At 63.9% G+C, this 16,116-nt stretch carries 17 protein-coding genes and 1 riboswitch; of the genes, 12 read left to right on the top strand and 5 right to left on the bottom strand.

Features of this window, described 5'->3' with window-relative positions:
• Positions 1-36 precede the first annotated feature (36 nt).
• From FKM97_RS13630 to FKM97_RS13600, 7 genes are all read left to right on the top strand, one after another.
• Positions 37-1,296: an adenylate/guanylate cyclase domain-containing protein gene (locus tag FKM97_RS13630; RefSeq protein ID WP_144292947.1), complete on the top strand. Its 1,260-nt coding sequence runs from the start codon at positions 37-39 to the stop codon at positions 1,294-1,296.
• Positions 1,297-1,384: 88 nt separating this feature from the next.
• The gene (rimO, locus tag FKM97_RS13625; protein ID WP_205015011.1) at positions 1,385-2,689 is read left to right on the top strand and encodes a 30S ribosomal protein S12 methylthiotransferase RimO; all 1,305 of its coding nucleotides are present in this window, start codon (positions 1,385-1,387) and stop codon (positions 2,687-2,689) included.
• A gap of 77 nt (positions 2,690-2,766) precedes the next feature.
• Positions 2,767-2,887, top strand: a riboswitch (TPP riboswitch).
• 49 nt (positions 2,888-2,936) lie between these two features.
• Positions 2,937-3,950 carry a glycine oxidase ThiO gene (gene thiO, locus FKM97_RS13620; RefSeq protein ID WP_144292945.1) on the top strand — a complete coding sequence of 338 codons (1,014 nt, stop codon included), beginning with the start codon at positions 2,937-2,939 and terminating at the stop codon, positions 3,948-3,950.
• Positions 3,919-4,116 carry a sulfur carrier protein ThiS gene (gene thiS / locus FKM97_RS13615; protein WP_144292944.1) on the top strand — a complete coding sequence of 66 codons (198 nt, stop codon included), beginning with the start codon at positions 3,919-3,921 and terminating at the stop codon, positions 4,114-4,116. The genes thiO and thiS overlap by 32 nt, the downstream gene beginning before the upstream one ends.
• A gap of 4 nt (positions 4,117-4,120) precedes the next feature.
• On the top strand, positions 4,121-4,891 hold the full coding sequence (locus FKM97_RS13610) for a thiazole synthase (protein ID WP_144292943.1): 771 nt from the start codon (positions 4,121-4,123) through the stop codon (positions 4,889-4,891).
• A 2-nt stretch (positions 4,892-4,893) separates the two neighbouring features.
• Complete coding sequence (locus tag FKM97_RS13605) at positions 4,894-5,496, top strand: thiamine phosphate synthase (RefSeq protein ID WP_144292942.1); 603 nt, start codon at positions 4,894-4,896, stop codon at positions 5,494-5,496.
• Positions 5,493-6,461, top strand: coding sequence for a HesA/MoeB/ThiF family protein (locus FKM97_RS13600; protein ID WP_144292941.1), 969 nt, complete (start codon positions 5,493-5,495; stop codon positions 6,459-6,461). The genes FKM97_RS13605 and FKM97_RS13600 overlap by 4 nt, the downstream gene beginning before the upstream one ends.
• A 6-nt stretch (positions 6,462-6,467) precedes the next feature.
• Here FKM97_RS13600 and FKM97_RS13595 read toward each other — a convergent pair whose 3' ends face one another.
• Positions 6,468-6,857: a polyketide cyclase gene (locus FKM97_RS13595; protein ID WP_144292940.1), complete on the bottom strand. Its 390-nt coding sequence runs from the start codon at positions 6,855-6,857 to the stop codon at positions 6,468-6,470.
• 183 nt (positions 6,858-7,040) lie between these two features.
• On the opposite strand from FKM97_RS13595, the gene FKM97_RS13590 reads away from it, so the two are divergent.
• Positions 7,041-8,534, top strand: coding sequence for an HWE histidine kinase domain-containing protein (locus FKM97_RS13590; RefSeq protein ID WP_170240905.1), 1,494 nt, complete (start codon positions 7,041-7,043; stop codon positions 8,532-8,534).
• 10 nt (positions 8,535-8,544) lie between these two features.
• Here FKM97_RS13590 and FKM97_RS13585 read toward each other — a convergent pair whose 3' ends face one another.
• The 3 genes from FKM97_RS13585 to FKM97_RS13575 are packed head-to-tail and all read right to left on the bottom strand — an operon-like array spanning position 8,545 to position 9,495.
• Positions 8,545-9,108, bottom strand: coding sequence for a sigma-70 family RNA polymerase sigma factor (locus tag FKM97_RS13585; RefSeq protein ID WP_205014982.1), 564 nt, complete (start codon positions 9,106-9,108; stop codon positions 8,545-8,547).
• On the bottom strand, positions 9,105-9,326 hold the full coding sequence (locus tag FKM97_RS13580; protein WP_144292938.1) for a NepR family anti-sigma factor: 222 nt from the start codon (positions 9,324-9,326) through the stop codon (positions 9,105-9,107). The genes FKM97_RS13585 and FKM97_RS13580 overlap by 4 nt, the downstream gene beginning before the upstream one ends.
• Positions 9,316-9,495: a hypothetical protein gene (locus FKM97_RS13575; protein ID WP_144292937.1), complete on the bottom strand. Its 180-nt coding sequence runs from the start codon at positions 9,493-9,495 to the stop codon at positions 9,316-9,318. Before FKM97_RS13575 ends, FKM97_RS13580 begins: the two co-directional genes overlap by 11 nt.
• Before the next feature lie 60 nt (positions 9,496-9,555).
• On the opposite strand from FKM97_RS13575, the gene FKM97_RS13570 reads away from it, so the two are divergent.
• The 4 genes from FKM97_RS13570 (at position 9,556) to FKM97_RS13555 (ending at position 15,061) form a co-directional block, all read left to right on the top strand.
• Entirely contained in the window at positions 9,556-10,359 is an 804-nt protein-coding gene (locus FKM97_RS13570; protein WP_144292936.1) for a response regulator, read from the top strand.
• A 391-nt stretch (positions 10,360-10,750) separates the two neighbouring features.
• The gene (locus tag FKM97_RS13565) at positions 10,751-12,181 is read left to right on the top strand and encodes a DcaP family trimeric outer membrane transporter (RefSeq protein WP_144292935.1); all 1,431 of its coding nucleotides are present in this window, start codon (positions 10,751-10,753) and stop codon (positions 12,179-12,181) included.
• A gap of 208 nt (positions 12,182-12,389) precedes the next feature.
• Positions 12,390-14,240 (top strand): tetratricopeptide repeat-containing sulfotransferase family protein, encoded by a 1,851-nt coding sequence (locus FKM97_RS13560; RefSeq protein ID WP_144292934.1) that lies wholly within the window; start codon positions 12,390-12,392, stop codon positions 14,238-14,240.
• The gene (locus FKM97_RS13555) at positions 14,237-15,061 is read left to right on the top strand and encodes a S1 family peptidase (protein WP_144292933.1); all 825 of its coding nucleotides are present in this window, start codon (positions 14,237-14,239) and stop codon (positions 15,059-15,061) included. The genes FKM97_RS13560 and FKM97_RS13555 overlap by 4 nt, the downstream gene beginning before the upstream one ends.
• Before the next feature lie 12 nt (positions 15,062-15,073).
• Here the strand turns inward: FKM97_RS13555 and FKM97_RS13550 are convergent, their stop codons facing one another.
• Positions 15,074-16,048 (bottom strand): quinone oxidoreductase family protein, encoded by a 975-nt coding sequence (locus tag FKM97_RS13550; protein ID WP_144292932.1) that lies wholly within the window; start codon positions 16,046-16,048, stop codon positions 15,074-15,076.
• Positions 16,049-16,116: the final 68 nt, after the last annotated feature.

Below are 16,116 nucleotides of genomic sequence, written 5' to 3'. Positions count from 1 at the left end.
GGCGTAAACTACTGATCGAAAGCCTCGAGGGCGCGAATGAGCACTATCGACATCGAAAGAGACGTTGGCTCCCTAGATATGGAGCTGATCGAGGAGACCGCCGAGTGGCTGATGGAGCAGGCACTCAAGGACCATGAGATCGGCACGATCGTGGCCGGCTGCTGCGAAAGATTGGTGGATGCCGGCGTGCCGCTGCTGCGCAGCTACTTCGCGTTCTCCACCATCCACCCGCTCTATCGGGCGGTCGGCTATACCTGGATCAGGGGCTCGGGGATCACGGTCGACAAATATCTGCATCAGCCGGGCGGTGCGAAGCCGGAAGGCTATTCGGGCAGTCCCTTCGCGCAGATGTTCAAGGACCAAGTCACCTTCATCCGCCGCCAGCTGAACAAGAGCACCGAAAACGAGTTCACGGTCTTCAAGGACCTGATCGCCCTGGGAGCTGTCGATTATTACGCCTTCCTGGTCCCCTTCCAGGATGTGGGCGAAGAGGACATGCGCGGCATGTTCGGCTCCTGGGCGTCGGACAGGATCTTCACGGACGCCGAGATGCTGGCGTTGAAGCGCATCCAGCGGCGCCTGGCGGTGGCCTGCAAGATGGCGGTGCGGACCCGGCTCACCACCATCGTGGTGAAAACCTATCTCGGGGGGCAGGCCGGAGAGCGCGTGTTGTCCGGCCAGATCAAGCGCGGCGACGGCGAGACCATCAATGCAGCGATCTGGTATGCGGATATGCGCGGATCGACCCGGCTCGCCGATCTGCTGTCGCGGCAGGACTATATCGATACGCTGAACGCCTATTTCGACGTCGTCGCCAATGCGGTGATCGAGGCGGGCGGCGAGGTGCTCAGCTTCATCGGAGATGCCGTGCTGGCGATTTTCCCGATCAACGGCTCCCAGGGCTGCGATGCGGCCTTGCGGGCGGCGATCGGGGCGCGCATGGACCTCATGCGCAAGAACGAAGAGCGGGTCCGGCAGGGCCTGTCGGAACTGGACTGCGTCATCGGCCTGCATATGGGCGACGTCATGTTTGGCAATGTGGGCGTGCCGGAGCGGCTGACCTTCTCGGTGTTCGGTGCCGCCGTCAACGAAGTGGCACGGCTGGAGCAGCTGTGCAAAGCGCTGGGCGAACCCATTCTGGCGAGCGAGGAATTCAAGAATTGCCTGGAAGGCTGCTGGCGGCCCATGGGCGAGCATATGCTGCACGGCTTCTCCAATGCGATCGGGGTATTCGCGCCGGAAGAGCATCTGTTCTGCCAGGAATGGCTGGGAAGCGCGCCATCGCCTCTTGTTTGAACGCGGAAATGCTCTAAAGAGCGCGGACGCCGGTGAAGGATCCATCTTGACATTGAAGACCGACATCCGTGCCACCCCGACCGTGGGGATGGTCAGCCTCGGCTGCCCAAAGGCCCTCGTGGACAGCGAGCGGATCCTGTCGCAGCTGCGCGCCGGGGGCTATGCCATCTCGCCCGATTACGGCGGGGCGGACGTGGTGATCGTCAATACCTGCGGCTTCCTGGACAGCGCGAAGGCAGAATCGCTCGCCGCCATCGGGGAGGCGATCGCCGAAAACGGACGGGTGATCGTCACCGGCTGCATGGGGGTCGAGGCCGAGCGGATCCGGGATGCGCATCCGCAAGTGCTGGCGATCACGGGGCCGCACCAATATGAGGCGGTGGTCCATGCAGTGCACGAGGCCGTGCCGCCGGTCCATGACCCCTATGTCGATCTGGTCCCGGCCGAGGGGCTGCGCCTGACACCGCGGCATTATGCCTATCTGAAGATCTCGGAGGGCTGCAACAACCGCTGCTCGTTCTGCATCATCCCCAGCCTGCGCGGCGATCTGAAAAGCCGGCCGGCGGCGAATGTCATGTATGAGGCCGAGCAGCTGGTGCGCGCCGGGGTGAAGGAGCTGCTGGTGATCTCGCAGGACACCAGCGCCTACGGCCTCGACCTCAAATATGCGACGAGCAAGTTCCGCGGACGCGAACTCGAGGCCAAGATCGTGCCGCTGGCGACCGCCCTGGGGGAACTCGGCGCCTGGGTCCGGCTGCATTACGTCTATCCCTATCCGCATGTGGACGGGCTGATCCCGCTGATGGCGGACGGCAAGATCCTGCCCTATCTCGACATTCCGTTCCAACATGCCAGCCCCACGGTCCTCAAGGACATGCGCCGGCCGGCGAACCAGGTGAAGGTGCTGGAGCGCCTGCAGGCCTGGCGCAAGATCTGCCCCGACCTGGCGATCCGCTCGACCTTCATCGTCGGGTTTCCCGGCGAGACGGAGGAGGATTTCGAGTTCCTGCTGGACTGGATGAAGGAGGCCCGGCTCGAACGGGTCGGCTGCTTCAAATACGAACCCGTCGACGGCGCCACGGCGAACATGCTGCCCGGGATCGTGGCCGAGGAGGTGAAGGAAGAACGCTGGCACCGCTTCATGGCCGCCCAAGCCGAGATCAGCGGCGCCGTCATGCGCGCCAAGGTGGGACGCGAGATTGACGTCATCATCGATTCGATCGATGACGAGATGGAAGAAGCGGTGGGCCGGACCATCTGGGATGCACCGGAGATCGACGGGAATATCTTCCTGCCCGGCGAGCCGGACCTCGAAGTCGGATCCATCCACCGCGTCCGCGTCATCGACAGCGAAGAGTACGATCTGATCGGGGAAGTTCTCCCGCGCAGCTGAAGCAAGCTTGCACCACCATGCTTGCAGTAGGCGCCTCCGGACACCATTTGACGGGACGGGCTCGGTCGGCGTATCACGGGCCATCCAAGGGGAGTCCCGTCAGGGGCTGAGAGGCCATTGGCGCTTTCGAGCGCGACATGGCGACCCTTCGAACCTGATCCAGGTCAAGCTGGCGAAGGGATGGATCTTGCCTCGGCGTCTCATCCCCCTCCAGTTCGACATCGTCCCATCGGGCGGAGTGTGGACCATGACGACCATCACTGTGATCGGCGCAGGCGTTGCCGGACTGACGACCGCCCTCGCTCTCGCGGAGCGCGGCGCCGCCGTCGAAGTCGTGGAGCGGGGCGCGAGCCTCGGTCTCGCCTCTTGCTCGCGCTATGCGGGCGGCATGCTGGCGCCGTGGTGCGAACGCGAAAGCGCCGAACCGCTGGTGCTGTCGCTGGGGCGCGAGGCGCTGGACTATTGGCCGCGGATCATGCCGGACGTCGTCCCGCACGGCACCCTCGTCGTGGCGCAGCGGCGGGATGCCGCCGAACTCGACCGCTTCGGCCGCCGCACCAGCGCCTTCGAGACACTCAGTCCCGACGAGATCGCCAAGATCGAGCCGGCCTTGGCAGGCCGCTTTTCGCGGGCCCTGTTCTTCCGCGACGAGAGCCATCTCGACCCGCGCCGTGCCGTGCAGGTGCTGGCGGCGCGGCTGCACGCCCTCGGAGTGCCGATCCATCTCGACACCGACGGGCTCAGCCGACGTTCAGGCTCGGACTGGCTGGTCGATTGCCGCGGGCTCGCCGCCCGTGACGTGTTGGGCGATCTGCGCGGGGTGAAGGGCGAGATGCTGCTGGTCCGCTGCCCCGAGATGCAGCTTTCCCGCCCGGTGCGGCTGCTGCATCCGCGCATTCCCTTCTATGTGGTGCCGCGGGGTGACGGGGTGTTCATGCTGGGTGCCACGATGATCGAAAGCAGCGACCGGCAGACGATCACCGCGCGCTCGCTCGTCGAGATGTTGAACAGCGCCTATGCCCTGCATCCGGCCTTCGCAGAGGCAGAAATCCTAGAGATCGGCACCGATGCACGGCCAGCCTTCCCGGACAATCTGCCCCGGATCCGGGTGCGCGACCGGACCGTGTTCGTCAACGGACTCTATCGCCACGGCTTCCTGCTGGCGCCTGCCCTGGCGCGGATGGCGGCGGCCGTGATCCTCGACAACGCTTCCTTCCCAGAGGTCATGGATGAAGATCACGATCAACGGCGACGCGCGTGAAGTCACGAGCACCGATCTTGCCGGCCTGCTGCTCGAGCTGGGCTATGGAGAGGTCGTCGTTGCCACTGCCGTCAACGAAGCCTTCGTGCCCATGGGGCAACGCGCGGACCTGGAACTGGCCGCCGGCGACCGCGTCGAGGTGCTGACGCCGATGCAAGGGGGCTAAATCCATGAAGGTCTATGGGACGGAGCTCAAATCCCGCCTGTTCCTCGGCACGGCGCAGTATCCCTCCCCCGCCATCCTGGCGGAGGCGGTGCGGCGCTCGGCTTGCGAGGTGGTGACGGTCTCGTTGCGCCGGGAGGCCTCGAACCAACGCGCGGGCCATGATTTCTGGACACTGATCCGCGGCCTGGGCGTGCGCGTCCTGCCGAATACGGCCGGCTGTCATTCGGCCAAGGAGGCCGTGACCACGGCGCATATGGCCCGGGAGGTGTTCGGCACGCCGTGGATCAAGCTCGAGGTGATCCGCGACGACGACACGCTGCAGCCGGACGTGTTCGGCCTGGTGGAGGCGGCAAAGCTGCTCACTGACGAGGGCTTTCAGGTGTTTCCCTATACGACGGAAGACCTCAGCGTCGCCGACAGGCTCCTGGACGCCGGCTGCGAAGTGCTCATGCCCTGGGGCTCGCCGATCGGCTCGGGACGCGGGCTCAACAATGTCTATGCGCTGCGCTCGCTGAGGGCCCGGTTTCCCGACCTCCCCCTCGTGATCGATGCAGGGCTCGGACTGCCCTCGCACGCGGCGCAGGCGATGGAACTCGGCTTCGACGCCGTCTTGCTCAATACGGCCGTGGCGAAGGCGGGCGATCCTGCCGCCATGGCCGCGGCCTTCGCGCTGGCCGTCGAGGCGGGCCATGCCGGCTTCCAAGCCGATCCGATCGAGGTGCGGGAGATGGCAGCCGCCTCGACCCCCATGCTCGGCACAGCGTTCCGGAGCTGACGGTGCTGGATCCCTTCTATCTCATCATCGACGATGCAGGATGGCTCCCGCGGCTCCTGCCCATGGGCGTCCGTCTCGTCCAGCTCAGGGTGAAGGACGCGGATGAGGCTTCGCTCCTGCGCCAGATCGCGACGGCGAAAGAGCTGTGCCAGGCGGCCGGCGCGCAGCTGATCGTAAATGACTTCTGGCGCGAGGCGATCGATGCTGGTTGCGATTTCGTGCATCTCGGCCAGGGCGATCTCGATACGGCCGATCTGGGCGCCCTGAAGCGCGCAGGCGTGCGCGTCGGGATCAGTACCCATGACGACGCCGAGCTCGAGCGGGCCTTACGCCTAGCGCCCGATTACATCGCGCTGGGTCCCATCTTTCCCACCGTGCTCAAGCAGATGGCCTGGGCGCCACAGGGGCTGGACAAGCTCGCGATCTGGAAGCGACGGATCGGGCCGATCCCGCTTGTCGCCATTGGCGGCCTGACGCCCGAGCGGGCGCAACAGGTTCTGAAGGCCGGAGCCGACAGCGCCGCCGTGGTGACGGACATCCTCCGCCATGACGACCCGGAAGGCCGCACACGGGACTGGGTCGCGGCAACGCGGGCGGCAGCATGAACCGCTATATGCGCCAAACCGTGCTGCCCGAGATCGGAACCGATGGTCAAACCCGCCTCGGAGCGGCGAACGTCCTGGTGATCGGGGCCGGCGGCCTCGGCTCGCATGTGCTGCCGGCCCTGGCCGGTGCCGGCGTCGGCCGGCTCGTCATCGTGGATCACGACCGCGTCGAGATCAGCAATCTGCATCGGCAGCCCTTGTTCTCGATGGCGGATCTCGGTGCGCCCAAAGCCCTTGCTGCCCGCGACCGGATCCTTGGCTATAATCCGGAGATCACGGTCAAAGCGCATGTGACGGCGCTGACACCGGAGACCGTGACGGACCTACTCGCGGACATCACCCTGGTGGCGGATGCCGCCGACAGTCTCGCCGTCACCTATATCCTCAGTGACGCCTGTTTTGCGGCCGGCGTACCCCTGGTCTCGGCCTCGGTGCTGGAGCAGCGCGGCTATGTGGGGGCGTTCTGTGGCGGCGCGCCCTCCTATCGAGCCGTGTTCCCGGACATGCCGTCCAGCATCGGCTCATGCGCCGAGAATGGCGTCATGGGCAGCGCGGTGGGGACGATCGGCTCGCTGCAGGCGCATGTGGCGCTTCAGATCCTGCTCGGCCATGCACCCTCGCCGCTGGGCCGGCTGATCTCGCTCGACCTCAAGACCATGAGCTTCGGCGGCTTCCAGTTCCTGGGCGCCGAGGAGCCCGTCTCGACGGCGCCGGGATTTGTCTCGCGCTCGCAACTCAGGCCGACGGACCTCATCATCGAACTGCGCGACGAGATCGAGGCGCCCGTGCCCGCGGTCGCGGGTGCGCGCCGGATCCTGCCGGCGGATATCGCGGGTGCCGAGTTTCCCCGGGATGCGCGGCTGGTCCTGTGCTGCCGGACCGGGGTGCGGGCCTTCAAGGCCGCCCGCCTGCTGCGCGACCGCGGCTTTGGCGACGTCACGGTGCTCGCCGCCGGGGCGGAGTGAGCGTCGTCAGGCGGCCAGGCGCCTCAAGGCTTCCAGGTCGCGGGCCACCCATTCGGCATCGGCAGCGAATTGCTCCGCCGACATGCCGGGCTGACGATAGAGGACGAAGATCACCTCCGCGCCGTCCCCGTTCGGGATGATCCGCAAAGGCACATAGATTTCGCCGCCATCGCCCAACTCGACGTAATGGTCCATGATGCCGAATGCATTGTGAGCCGTGAAGCGAAGACGCACAGGCCCGTTGGGGCCGGTCGCGATCCAGGCGTCTCCATCCCGGCGCAACTCGGAGCCAGTCAGGCCACTCGCCCAGAGAGGGAACGCCTCGGGCGCCCAGAACTGCTCGTAAAGCTGTTGCCAGTCGCGCGCTATGGTGATGCTCAAGATGCGCAGTTCCACGTCGATCCCGTCCCATTCGATGGAATTGTGAGCACGATCGGCGGCTTCATCATCGGAGGCCGGCGACGTCTTGGGCGCCGAAGAGCCAAGCTAGCATGATTTTGGTGCCTGCCGCGACACTCGGCGCTAAGGTGGGCAATGGAAAGTGCCGATCATCCACGTCCGAATGGGAAGCCGCATGGGATGAGCACCTCGCCACTGCAGCCCGAAGCCTGGATCCCGGACGACCGCTATGTCGCCGCCGTCGAGGCCGGCGGTGTGGGCGTATGGTGGTGGGACTTCAAAGCGCGGCGCGTCTATTGGTCTCCCAATCTCCGCCGCATGCGGGGTGCCGAGCCCGGCCCGCTGCGGGGCTTGATGGGCGACTTGAGGAGCGATGTGCATCCGGGCGACCGGGACACAATCTTCGCCGCCATCCGGACGGCGATGTCCAGCGCCGGTCGCTACGAGGTGGAGTTCCGTGTCTTCGTCGGACCCGAACGGGCGATCCGCTGGCTCGCCGCCCGCGGCGATCCGGTCTTCGAGGACCGCGAACTCGTTGGGATGACCGGCGTCTGTCAAGACATCACGGAGAGGAAAGCAGCCGAGTTGGAGCTGCAGCGCGCCGTCAGCAAGCAGGAGGCGATCTCGCGTCTGGGCCAGGCAGCCATCAACTCCTCGGACATCGACGCCTTCCTCGCAAACGCCTGCGAGACGGTCGTCGCCAATCTGGAGGTGGAGGTCTGCAAGATCTTCGAATTCGCGGGAGATCGCTCGATGCTTCGGATCAGAGCCAGAGGTGGCTGGACCGGAGCTCGTTCCGACCGGCGTCCCTTTCCCGCCACAGGAACCCATGCGGCACACGTCCTCAGCTCAGGACAGGGGGAGATGTTCGCCGATCTCACGACCGACGGCCGTTTCGACGACACGGCGCTCTTCGGCGGGCGGACAGTCGGAAGCGGCTTGACCGCGATCATCGCAAGCGAGGATTCGCAGCTGTCCTTCGGAATGATCGGCGCCTATTTCGCGAACCCCCGCCGCTTCTCGGACAGCGAAAGCAGCTTCCTCCAGTCGGTCGCCAATATCATCGCCATGACGCTCGAACGCCAGGCGGCGCAGAACCGGCAGACCCTGCTCATCCGCGAACTGCGGCATCGGGTGGGCAACGTCTTCGCGCAGTTGATCGCCCTGTTCAACCAAACCTCGATGGGCACGGACGACATCGAGGAACTGCGCGAAAAATATCCCGCAAGGGTGCACGCTTTGGCGCGGGCTCATTCGCTGATTTCGGACAGCGGCTGGAAGCCGACCTACCTGGCGCCCTTGATCAAGGACGCGTTGGAGGCCTTCACCGACCAGGTGGAGCTCATCGGCAGCGAAGTGCAGCTTCCGGGGGACGAGGCCTTCGCCCTGACCCTGGTGTTCTATGAACTGGCGACGAATGCCTCGAAATATGGCTGTCTCTCCGAGGCGCGCGGGCGGCTAAACGTGAGCTGGCATGTCCGCTTCGAAGGTCAGCCGACGCTCATCATCGTCTGGACAGAAGGCTGTGGGCCCGCAGTCCAGCCGCCAACACGCCGCGGCTTCGGATCGAAGCTGCTGAGAATGATCGTGGAGCGACAATTGCGAGGCACACTGCGATCGGACTTCGATCCCGCCGGCTTGGTCATCACCATCGAGGTTCCCCTCACCGGATGATGGCCTGGCGCTATTTCCGGGCCGCGGTTTTCGCCGTAAGACCCAGCACAGCTTCATCGGCAGGATTATTGCCGAATTCGGTCGCGGCCTCGACATCCAGAAGCTCGATAAGCCTGCGGCGGGCGCGGCTCACACGGCTTTTCACAGTACCCGTGCGGCAGCCGCAGATCTCCGCTGCCTCTTCGTAGGAAAAGCCGGAGGCTCCCACCAGAATCAGCGCCTCGCGCTGCTCCTCGGGCAGATCGGCAAGGGCGGAGCGAAAATCCTGGAAGTCCATGTGACTGTCCTGGCGCGGGATATCGACCAGGCGCGCCTCGGCCTCGCCATCCCCATTGTCGACCTCGTTGCGACGTCGACGACGCTCCGAATAGAAGGCGTTGCGAAGGATGGTGAACAGCCAGGCGCGCAGATTGGTGCCTTCCTGGAAGCTCTTGATATTCGCCCAGGATCGCATCAGCGTCTCCTGGACCAAGTCGTCCGCCTCATCGCTGTTTCCGCAGAGGGAATAGGCGAAGGCACGAAGATTGGGTATCTGCGCGATCAGAGAACTGCGCAGGCTGCCGGATACGCTCATTTACCGTCCGGACCTTTCGCCTGTTCAAGCTGCGCCATGAGACTCAGCAACTTGTCGGGCACGGGTTGCTTCACAACATCGTCATACAGCGCCTTCAGCTGGCGGCCGAGACGCTCCTGGATCTTGTTGTCCAAGCCCTGTGCTTCACCCTTGCGTGGTGCGAAATTGTCCTGATGCCCATCAAAACCCTTTTCGTCGTCCCGATCTTCAATATTCACATTCGTCGCCCATTGCCGCTTCCTGCTCACTTGAAGCATGGAGTAAACCCTGACTGCCGGAATCGCCCATCAATAAATCGACCGGAACCGAAGGGCTAAACGCAATCCTCGACATCCGGTTCCAATGTGATGGAACTTTTTCTAGAACGATCCGTTTCAGCAATGCCATGATAGGCATTCCACCGATCCGTATATGAGCGGCGCGACGCTCCGCGCGAAGAGGAAACAGATGTCGCTTTCCGAACGAGTTGCACCCAACATTCCCTATCTCCGACGCTTTGCCCGTGCATTGTGCGGCAATCAAGCCAGCGGGGACGCCTATGTCGCTGCAACCCTGGAAGCCATCATCGCCGACCCTCCGTCCTTCGACGAGATCGATGATGCGAAAGTCTCGCTCTTCAGCATCTTCCTGCGCATCTGGGAATCCCTGGATGTCAATCAGCGGGAAGAAGCCCCTCCGACGAGTGTGACGGGCCAGGCGGAACGGCGGCTGGAACGACTGGCACCGCGGCCGCGGCAGGCCTTCCTGCTCACGGCGGTCGAAGGCTTCTCGCCAGAGGAGGCCCGCGTCATCCTCAATGTTTCGGCCAAGGAGCTCGACCAACTGATCGACCAAGCCGGGCGCGAAATCGCGGAACAGGTCGCGACTGATATCCTCATCATCGAGGACGAGCCCATCATCGCGATGGATCTCGAGGCGCTCGTAGAGGGTCTCGGCCACAAGGTCTCAGGCATCGCGCGCACGCATTCAGAGGCGGTGCACGCCGTGCGGACGCAGAATCCCGGGCTGATCCTCGCCGACATCCAGCTGGCTGACGGCAGTTCAGGGCTCGAGGCCGTCAACGAAATTCTCGGCGACCTGGAGGTCCCCGTCATCTTCATCACCGCCTATCCCGAGCGACTGCTCACCGGGGATCGCCCGGAGCCGACGTTCCTCATCACCAAACCGTTCCAGGCGGACATGGTGAAAGCGATGATCAGCCAGGCGCTCTTCTTCGATACCCGGGCCCGGAAACGCGGCGAAGCCGCCTGAAAGTCACGAGGTAGCAGTCATCCGAGTGCTGCCTCGCTCTTCGACGAAAGTATCGGAAGTCGTTGATTCGTCTGCGATTCATGGAATTCGCGCCCGCTTTACGATTGGAGCACACGTAGTTTTGCACGCCCGTCCAATCTGCCAAATGGTGCGTGAAACACTTTAACAAAATTTGTAATGCACTGATAATGTTATATTATTTTCCCTTGTGACAGCATGATAAAGCAGTGCTTCACAGTGTTGCTACAAAAACACAGACGGGGAGTTTCTAGGGCTCAAGCCTAGGAAACCCGCAAGATTTCTTCCCCTCGACCCCGGCTATGAGTAGCTTTTCCCAATTAGCGGGGGGGTGCTTCACGGGGCACCCGATGTTTGGTTAGGGAGAGAGGGTATGAAGACAGCTTGGCTCAGCCGAGTTTTGCTAACGGGGGTCGCTCTGTCGGCCATGGGAGCTGCGGGTCACGCTGACGAACTCTCCGCTTTGAAGGCTCAGTTGGAGCAACTGCAGGCCCAGGTCAATAATCTGGAAGCCCAGCCCGCCAACCCAGCCCTGCCGGAAGGCGCAAGCTGGATCACGTTCCAGAGGGGCAGCGAGGCTACGGCCGACTGGAACACCGAACGGCCGCGCGACCGGATGCCGAACAGCGGTGGCTTCACCGTCGCGATCACGCCCTCAGCGGATCTGCCGGCTCCCGTCCACGAAGTCACCGTCTCCGGCTATGTGAAGGGTGACGTGATCTATGACTTCGACGAGGATCTGGGTGACGCATTCAGCTTGACGACCTCGCTGAACGGAAACGGCAAGCAGGATCACGTTCGCCTGGGCGCCAGAGAATCCCGCTTCGCGATCAAGTCAAAGTCGGATACGGCCGTGGGCCAGATCAGGACCTTGATCGAAGGCGACTTCTTCTCGGGTGGCCCCTTCGGCGGCACCGATTTCCGCCTCCGTCATGCCTGGGGCGAGTGGGACATGACCCCGAACTGGACGCTCGGCGTCGGCCAATACTGGACAAACTTCATGTCCATGTTCACCGGCATCTCGACCGTGGACTTCGCGGGTGACGTGGGCCAGATCGGTTTCAACCGTACCGCTCAGGTGCGCCTGAGCTACACGATGGGCGGCAATACCTTCGCGGTCGCGGTGGAAGATCCCACTGGCGACGGCCATCGCAGCTCGATGCTGGTGTCGCAGAGCGGTGCCGTCTATTCCGCGGCCGGCAATGCTTCCGACAGCATTCCGAACTTCACGGCCCGCTGGCAGTTCGACGCTCCCGGTGGCCACCAGTTCGGCGCTTCGGGCGTTCTGCTCCCCTACCACACCGACAGCGCCCTCGGCGGCGAATCGGACACGAAGTTCGGCTGGGGCGTGCAGGGTAACGCCAACATCAATCTGGCAGACATCGCGACGGTCACCACCGGCGTCATGTATGGCAACGGTATCGGCGGCTTCGTCTTCGCCGCACCGTTCGGCGCCTTCACCGATGGCGACAATATCCATCTCGTTGAGACACTGGGCGTCTTCGCCGGCCTGATCTTCAATGTCACGGACACTACATCGATCAATCTCGGCTGGGGTTATACGAAGAACAACAGCAACGACATCGAGAAGTCGCTGGTGGAGAACGGCAACCGTTACCTGATGACGGCGCATGCCAACGTCATGTGGCAGCCGGTCGAGCAACTTAAGCTGGGCTGGGAAGTCATGTGGGGCGAGCGCAAGTGGCAGAGCCAGGACATCGACATCGCCGGTGACGTGGTCGGCGTGGACGTTCACAAGGACGATGCGGTCCGCGCTCAGTTCGGTGCCTGGTTCTACTTCTGATCCAAGCCTCGTTCTCACACTCTGTTCTGGAGCCGGTCCGATTTTCGGGCCGGCTCTTTTTTTGGGGGGACAGATGATCGAGAATGCTCTTTTGCACCACTCGCCCGGCATATTGCGCCTGCACCATAGGAGGCTGGAGCCTTCCGGGGGATCTTGCTATATCCACTGCTCGCGTTGCGTCGAAGCCGAAGGATCCTAGCCCGCCACCATGACCGCCTTGAATTCGTCGACAGCCCATATTGATCAGGCCCGCGCCCTGGCCCGACGCGGCGACACCGTCGCTGCCCGGAATGCCTATAAGGCGGCCCTGACCCAGGAGGGGCGGAGCGCTTCCCTGCTGACGGAAGCCGGAGTCTTCGAAGCCCAGGCTGGGGATGCCGCCGCCGCAAAGCGGCTGCTGGAAAGGGCGCTGAAGCTCGCACCGAACGATGTCGACGTTCACTTCAACCTCGCCGAACTGGCACGCCAGGCGGGCCTGCTGGCCGTGGCGGAGCGGCACTACCGGAAAGTTGTCGCGGTCTCGCCCCCTCACGCTGATGCACAGTTCGGCCTCGGGGAATGTCTGCACCTGTTGGGTCGGCGCGGAGATGCCCTGCCCGTTCTCGTGCGGGCCCATGAGCTGTCGCCGCAGGATCCCGATATCCTCAACTATCTCGGCATCGTGCTCGAAGAGAGCGGGCATCAAAAGGATGCGGAGCAGGCTTTCCGTCGCGCCATGGCCGCCCAGCCCGGGCACACCAATGCGATGACCAACCTTGCCGCATTGTTGGCGGATAATGACCAGGCCGAGGAGGCCGACCGGGTCTTCAGCGAAATCTCCAAAGCAGCGCTGCCGCCCGCCATGCTCGGGATCTGGGCTGATGTCCTGCTGCAACTGCGCAGGCGCGAGGAGGCCGCCGCCCTGGCCGAAGACGCCCTCAGCCAGGATGGTCGCTGCGTGACAGCCCTGAATGTGAAGGCGACCATGCTGCAGCGGAAAGGCGCCTTCGCGGAAGCGGAGGCCGTCGCCCGGACCATTCTCAGCATCGCTCCCGACCACACCACCAGCTATCAACGCCTGGCCACGATGCGCCGCCTCGGGGCGGACGCGATCCCGGCCGTGAAGCGGATCCTGAACGACCGCAGCCAGGGCACGAAGGAGCGCGCGACGGCGGGTTTTTCGCTTTATTCGCTGCTCGACCGCCAGGGCGAATACCGCGACGCCTTCGCAGCACTTTCCCAAGCCAATGCGTTGAGGGCGAGCATGAAGCCCTACAATGCCGATTACCACGACCAGTTGGCGGATCGGGTGATTGCAACGTTCGACAGCGCGTTCTTCGAGACTCGCGCGAGCGAGGGGCTGCATGAGGATGGGCCGATCTTCATTCTCGGCATGCCGCGGTCCGGCACGACCCTGGTGGAGCAGATCCTCGCGGCCTATCCGGAGGTGCATGCCGGGGGCGAGCGAAACGATCTCACGAAAATCGCGGCACGGATGAACGGATACCCGGAATTCGCCGGACTGATGGACAGCGAATGGGCGGAGCGGACAGGCTCCACATTGCTGACCGCGATGCGGAGCGAGGCACCGGAAAAGCGCTTCGCGACCAACAAGGCGCCCGGCAACTACATGTTCATCGGCCTCATCGCCTGGCTGTTTCCCCGGGCGCGGATCGTCTATTGTAAACGCGACCCGATGGATAACGGGCTGTCGTGCTTTGAGCAGAATTTCGAGCTCGAGCTAACATTTGCCACGGATTTGAACGCCTTCGCCCACGCCTATCGCCTGCATGAGCGGATGATGGCACACTGGATGTCGACCTCGCCGGTAAGCATTCATCAGGTCCAGTATGAGACGCTGGTCAGCGACCCCGCTCCCTTCGCCCGGGATCTGGTTCGTTATATCGGGCTCGAGTGGAACGAAGACTGCCTGCAGACCGAGCGCCTCGAGCGGCCGATCGATACAGCAAGCGTCTGGCAAGTTCGCCAGCCCATCAATGCGAGCTCGATCGGGAAGTGGAAGCGATATGAGAGGGAGCTTGCGCCCCTTGCGGCGCTTTTAAGGGGAAATGAAGCATGAAGCGGTTAGCCGTAATGGTTCTCTCTGCCATGGCTCTGACCGGTTGCGTCACATCGCAAGTCACCAACCCGCGCGTCATCAACATCGCCGCGACGCCGACGCCGGCATCCGCGCAGATCGCCGGGTCGATTCAGCATCTCGTCGACCAGACGAGTGCCACCTATGTCACGCTCGTGGTCCACAATTCACCCGGACGCAAGCAACTGCGCGACGATTCCCTGTCCGAAGCCGTGGCTTCCGGCAGCGGATTCCTCATCGATGACCAAGGCACCGTCGTCACGGCAGGCCATGTGGGGATCGAGAAAGGCTGGATGGTCGAGGCCAGAGGACCCGATGGGCGCATCTACCAGGGAAATGTGGTGGCGCTGTCCTATTCACCCGACGTCGCCGTCATCAAGCTCAAGGACATGACCGGCAACGCCTCGGTGCAACCGGCCTCCGCCCGATGCCTGCGCCCCGGGGAGCCCGTCTTCTCGCTGGGAAAACCCAGGGCCGAGGGCGATATCGCGCGCACCGGCGAACTCGCGGCGCTGCATTTCGAGCGGCCGGTGACCTACGCCAAATTCGGCTATCCCGACGCCATGGTGCTTAAGCTCTCGACGCGGCGGGGGGAATCGGGCGGCCCCGTCTTCAACGACCGGGGGGAATTGATCGGGATGGTCGTCAGCACGCTGTCGGACAAGACGACCGGCGCGCCTCTTGACCTCGCCCATGCGCTGCCCGCGTCCATGGTCGCACAAACGGTCTGCTCCAGTGTCTCCTGTTCAGCCGCCTGGAAGCAGCTGGCCACACAGAAGCCGGAGCAATGCCCCGCCCTCTAGGTGGCCATGGTCTCAGGGCAGAAGGATGCTGGCGCCCGTGGTCTTGCGAGCCTCAAGGTTGCGGTGGGCCTGGGCGACGTCGGCCAGGGGATAGCGCTGGTTGATCTCGATCTTGACCTTGCCGCTGGTCACCATGGCGAGAAGATCCTCAGCGCCCTCCTTCAACTCCTCGTCCTTGGACGTGTAGCCCACGAGGGACGGACGGGTGGCAAACAGGGAGCCGCGGGCGTTCAACAGGGCGAGATCGAAATTCTTGATCGGTCCTGAGGCATTTCCGAAGGACACGAACAGGCCCCTCGGCGCGAGTGAGTCGAGGGAGGCCAGCATGGTCGACTGGCCCACGGAATCATAGACCACGGGCACGCCGGCGCCATCGGTCAGCTCGCGGACCCGCTTGGCGACATCTTCCTTGGCATAGTTGATCGTGTGGTGGCAGCCATGGGCCCGGGCCAGCTCGGCCTTCTCCTCCGATCCAACCGTGCCGATGACGGTCGCGCCCAGGGCATTGGCCCATTGGCAGGCGATCAGGCCGACGCCGCCGGCTGCGGCGTGAAACAGGATGGTATCGCCGGGCTGAACCTTATAGGTCTGGCGCAGAAGATAGCGGACGGTCAGCCCCTTCAGCATCATGGCCGCGGCCGTCTCATCAGCGATCTCATCCGGCAGCTTGATCAGTCGATTGGCCGGAGCATTGCGGCTTTCGCTATAGGCGCCAAGGGGACCCGTGCCATAGGCCACCCGGTCTCCCACCTTCAGCGCCGTCACCCCTTCGCCGAGGGCCGTCACCACGCCTGCAGCCTCCAAGCCGGGTGTGAAGGGCAAGGGTACCGGATAAAGGCCGGTGCGATGATAGACATCGATGAAATTCAACCCCACCGCCGTGTGGCGGAGCTGGACCTCGCCCTTGCCGGGGCCGGCAAGCTCGACGTCGCCATAGGTGAGAACCTCCGGACCCCCGGTCGCCTGTATCCTGATCGCCTTCACCATGGTCATCTCCTCGCAGCAGGGACTTGCACTCAGAAAAAAGGGCCGGGTCCTGCCCGGCCCGTAACAGC

It is taken from the genome of Rhodoligotrophos appendicifer (assembly GCF_007474605.1).
Lineage (GTDB): Bacteria > Pseudomonadota > Alphaproteobacteria > Rhizobiales > Im1 > Rhodoligotrophos > Rhodoligotrophos appendicifer.
This window is presented reverse-complemented; position numbering and strand designations above follow the sequence as displayed.

Excerpts from the sequence above, each read along its gene's own strand:
- rimO (WP_205015011.1), top strand. The coding sequence starts at position 1,385 with ATGGTCAGCCTCGGCTGCCCAAAGGCCCTCGTGGACAGCGAGCGGATC.
- FKM97_RS13610 (WP_144292943.1), top strand. The coding sequence starts at position 4,121 with ATGAAGGTCTATGGGACGGAGCTCAAATCCCGCCTGTTCCTCGGCACG.
- FKM97_RS13585 (WP_205014982.1), bottom strand. The coding sequence starts at position 9,108 with ATGAGCGTATCCGGCAGCCTGCGCAGTTCTCTGATCGCGCAGATACCC.
- thiS (WP_144292944.1), top strand. The coding sequence starts at position 3,919 with ATGAAGATCACGATCAACGGCGACGCGCGTGAAGTCACGAGCACCGAT.
- thiO (WP_144292945.1), top strand. The coding sequence starts at position 2,937 with ATGACGACCATCACTGTGATCGGCGCAGGCGTTGCCGGACTGACGACC.
- FKM97_RS13630 (WP_144292947.1), top strand. The coding sequence starts at position 37 with ATGAGCACTATCGACATCGAAAGAGACGTTGGCTCCCTAGATATGGAG.
- FKM97_RS13565 (WP_144292935.1), top strand. The coding sequence starts at position 10,751 with ATGAAGACAGCTTGGCTCAGCCGAGTTTTGCTAACGGGGGTCGCTCTG.
- FKM97_RS13590 (WP_170240905.1), top strand. The coding sequence starts at position 7,041 with ATGAGCACCTCGCCACTGCAGCCCGAAGCCTGGATCCCGGACGACCGC.
- FKM97_RS13575 (WP_144292937.1), bottom strand. The coding sequence starts at position 9,495 with ATGGCATTGCTGAAACGGATCGTTCTAGAAAAAGTTCCATCACATTGG.
- FKM97_RS13555 (WP_144292933.1), top strand. The coding sequence starts at position 14,237 with ATGAAGCGGTTAGCCGTAATGGTTCTCTCTGCCATGGCTCTGACCGGT.
- FKM97_RS13570 (WP_144292936.1), top strand. The coding sequence starts at position 9,556 with ATGTCGCTTTCCGAACGAGTTGCACCCAACATTCCCTATCTCCGACGC.
- FKM97_RS13600 (WP_144292941.1), top strand. The coding sequence starts at position 5,493 with ATGAACCGCTATATGCGCCAAACCGTGCTGCCCGAGATCGGAACCGAT.
- FKM97_RS13550 (WP_144292932.1), bottom strand. The coding sequence starts at position 16,048 with ATGGTGAAGGCGATCAGGATACAGGCGACCGGGGGTCCGGAGGTTCTC.
- FKM97_RS13560 (WP_144292934.1), top strand. The coding sequence starts at position 12,390 with ATGACCGCCTTGAATTCGTCGACAGCCCATATTGATCAGGCCCGCGCC.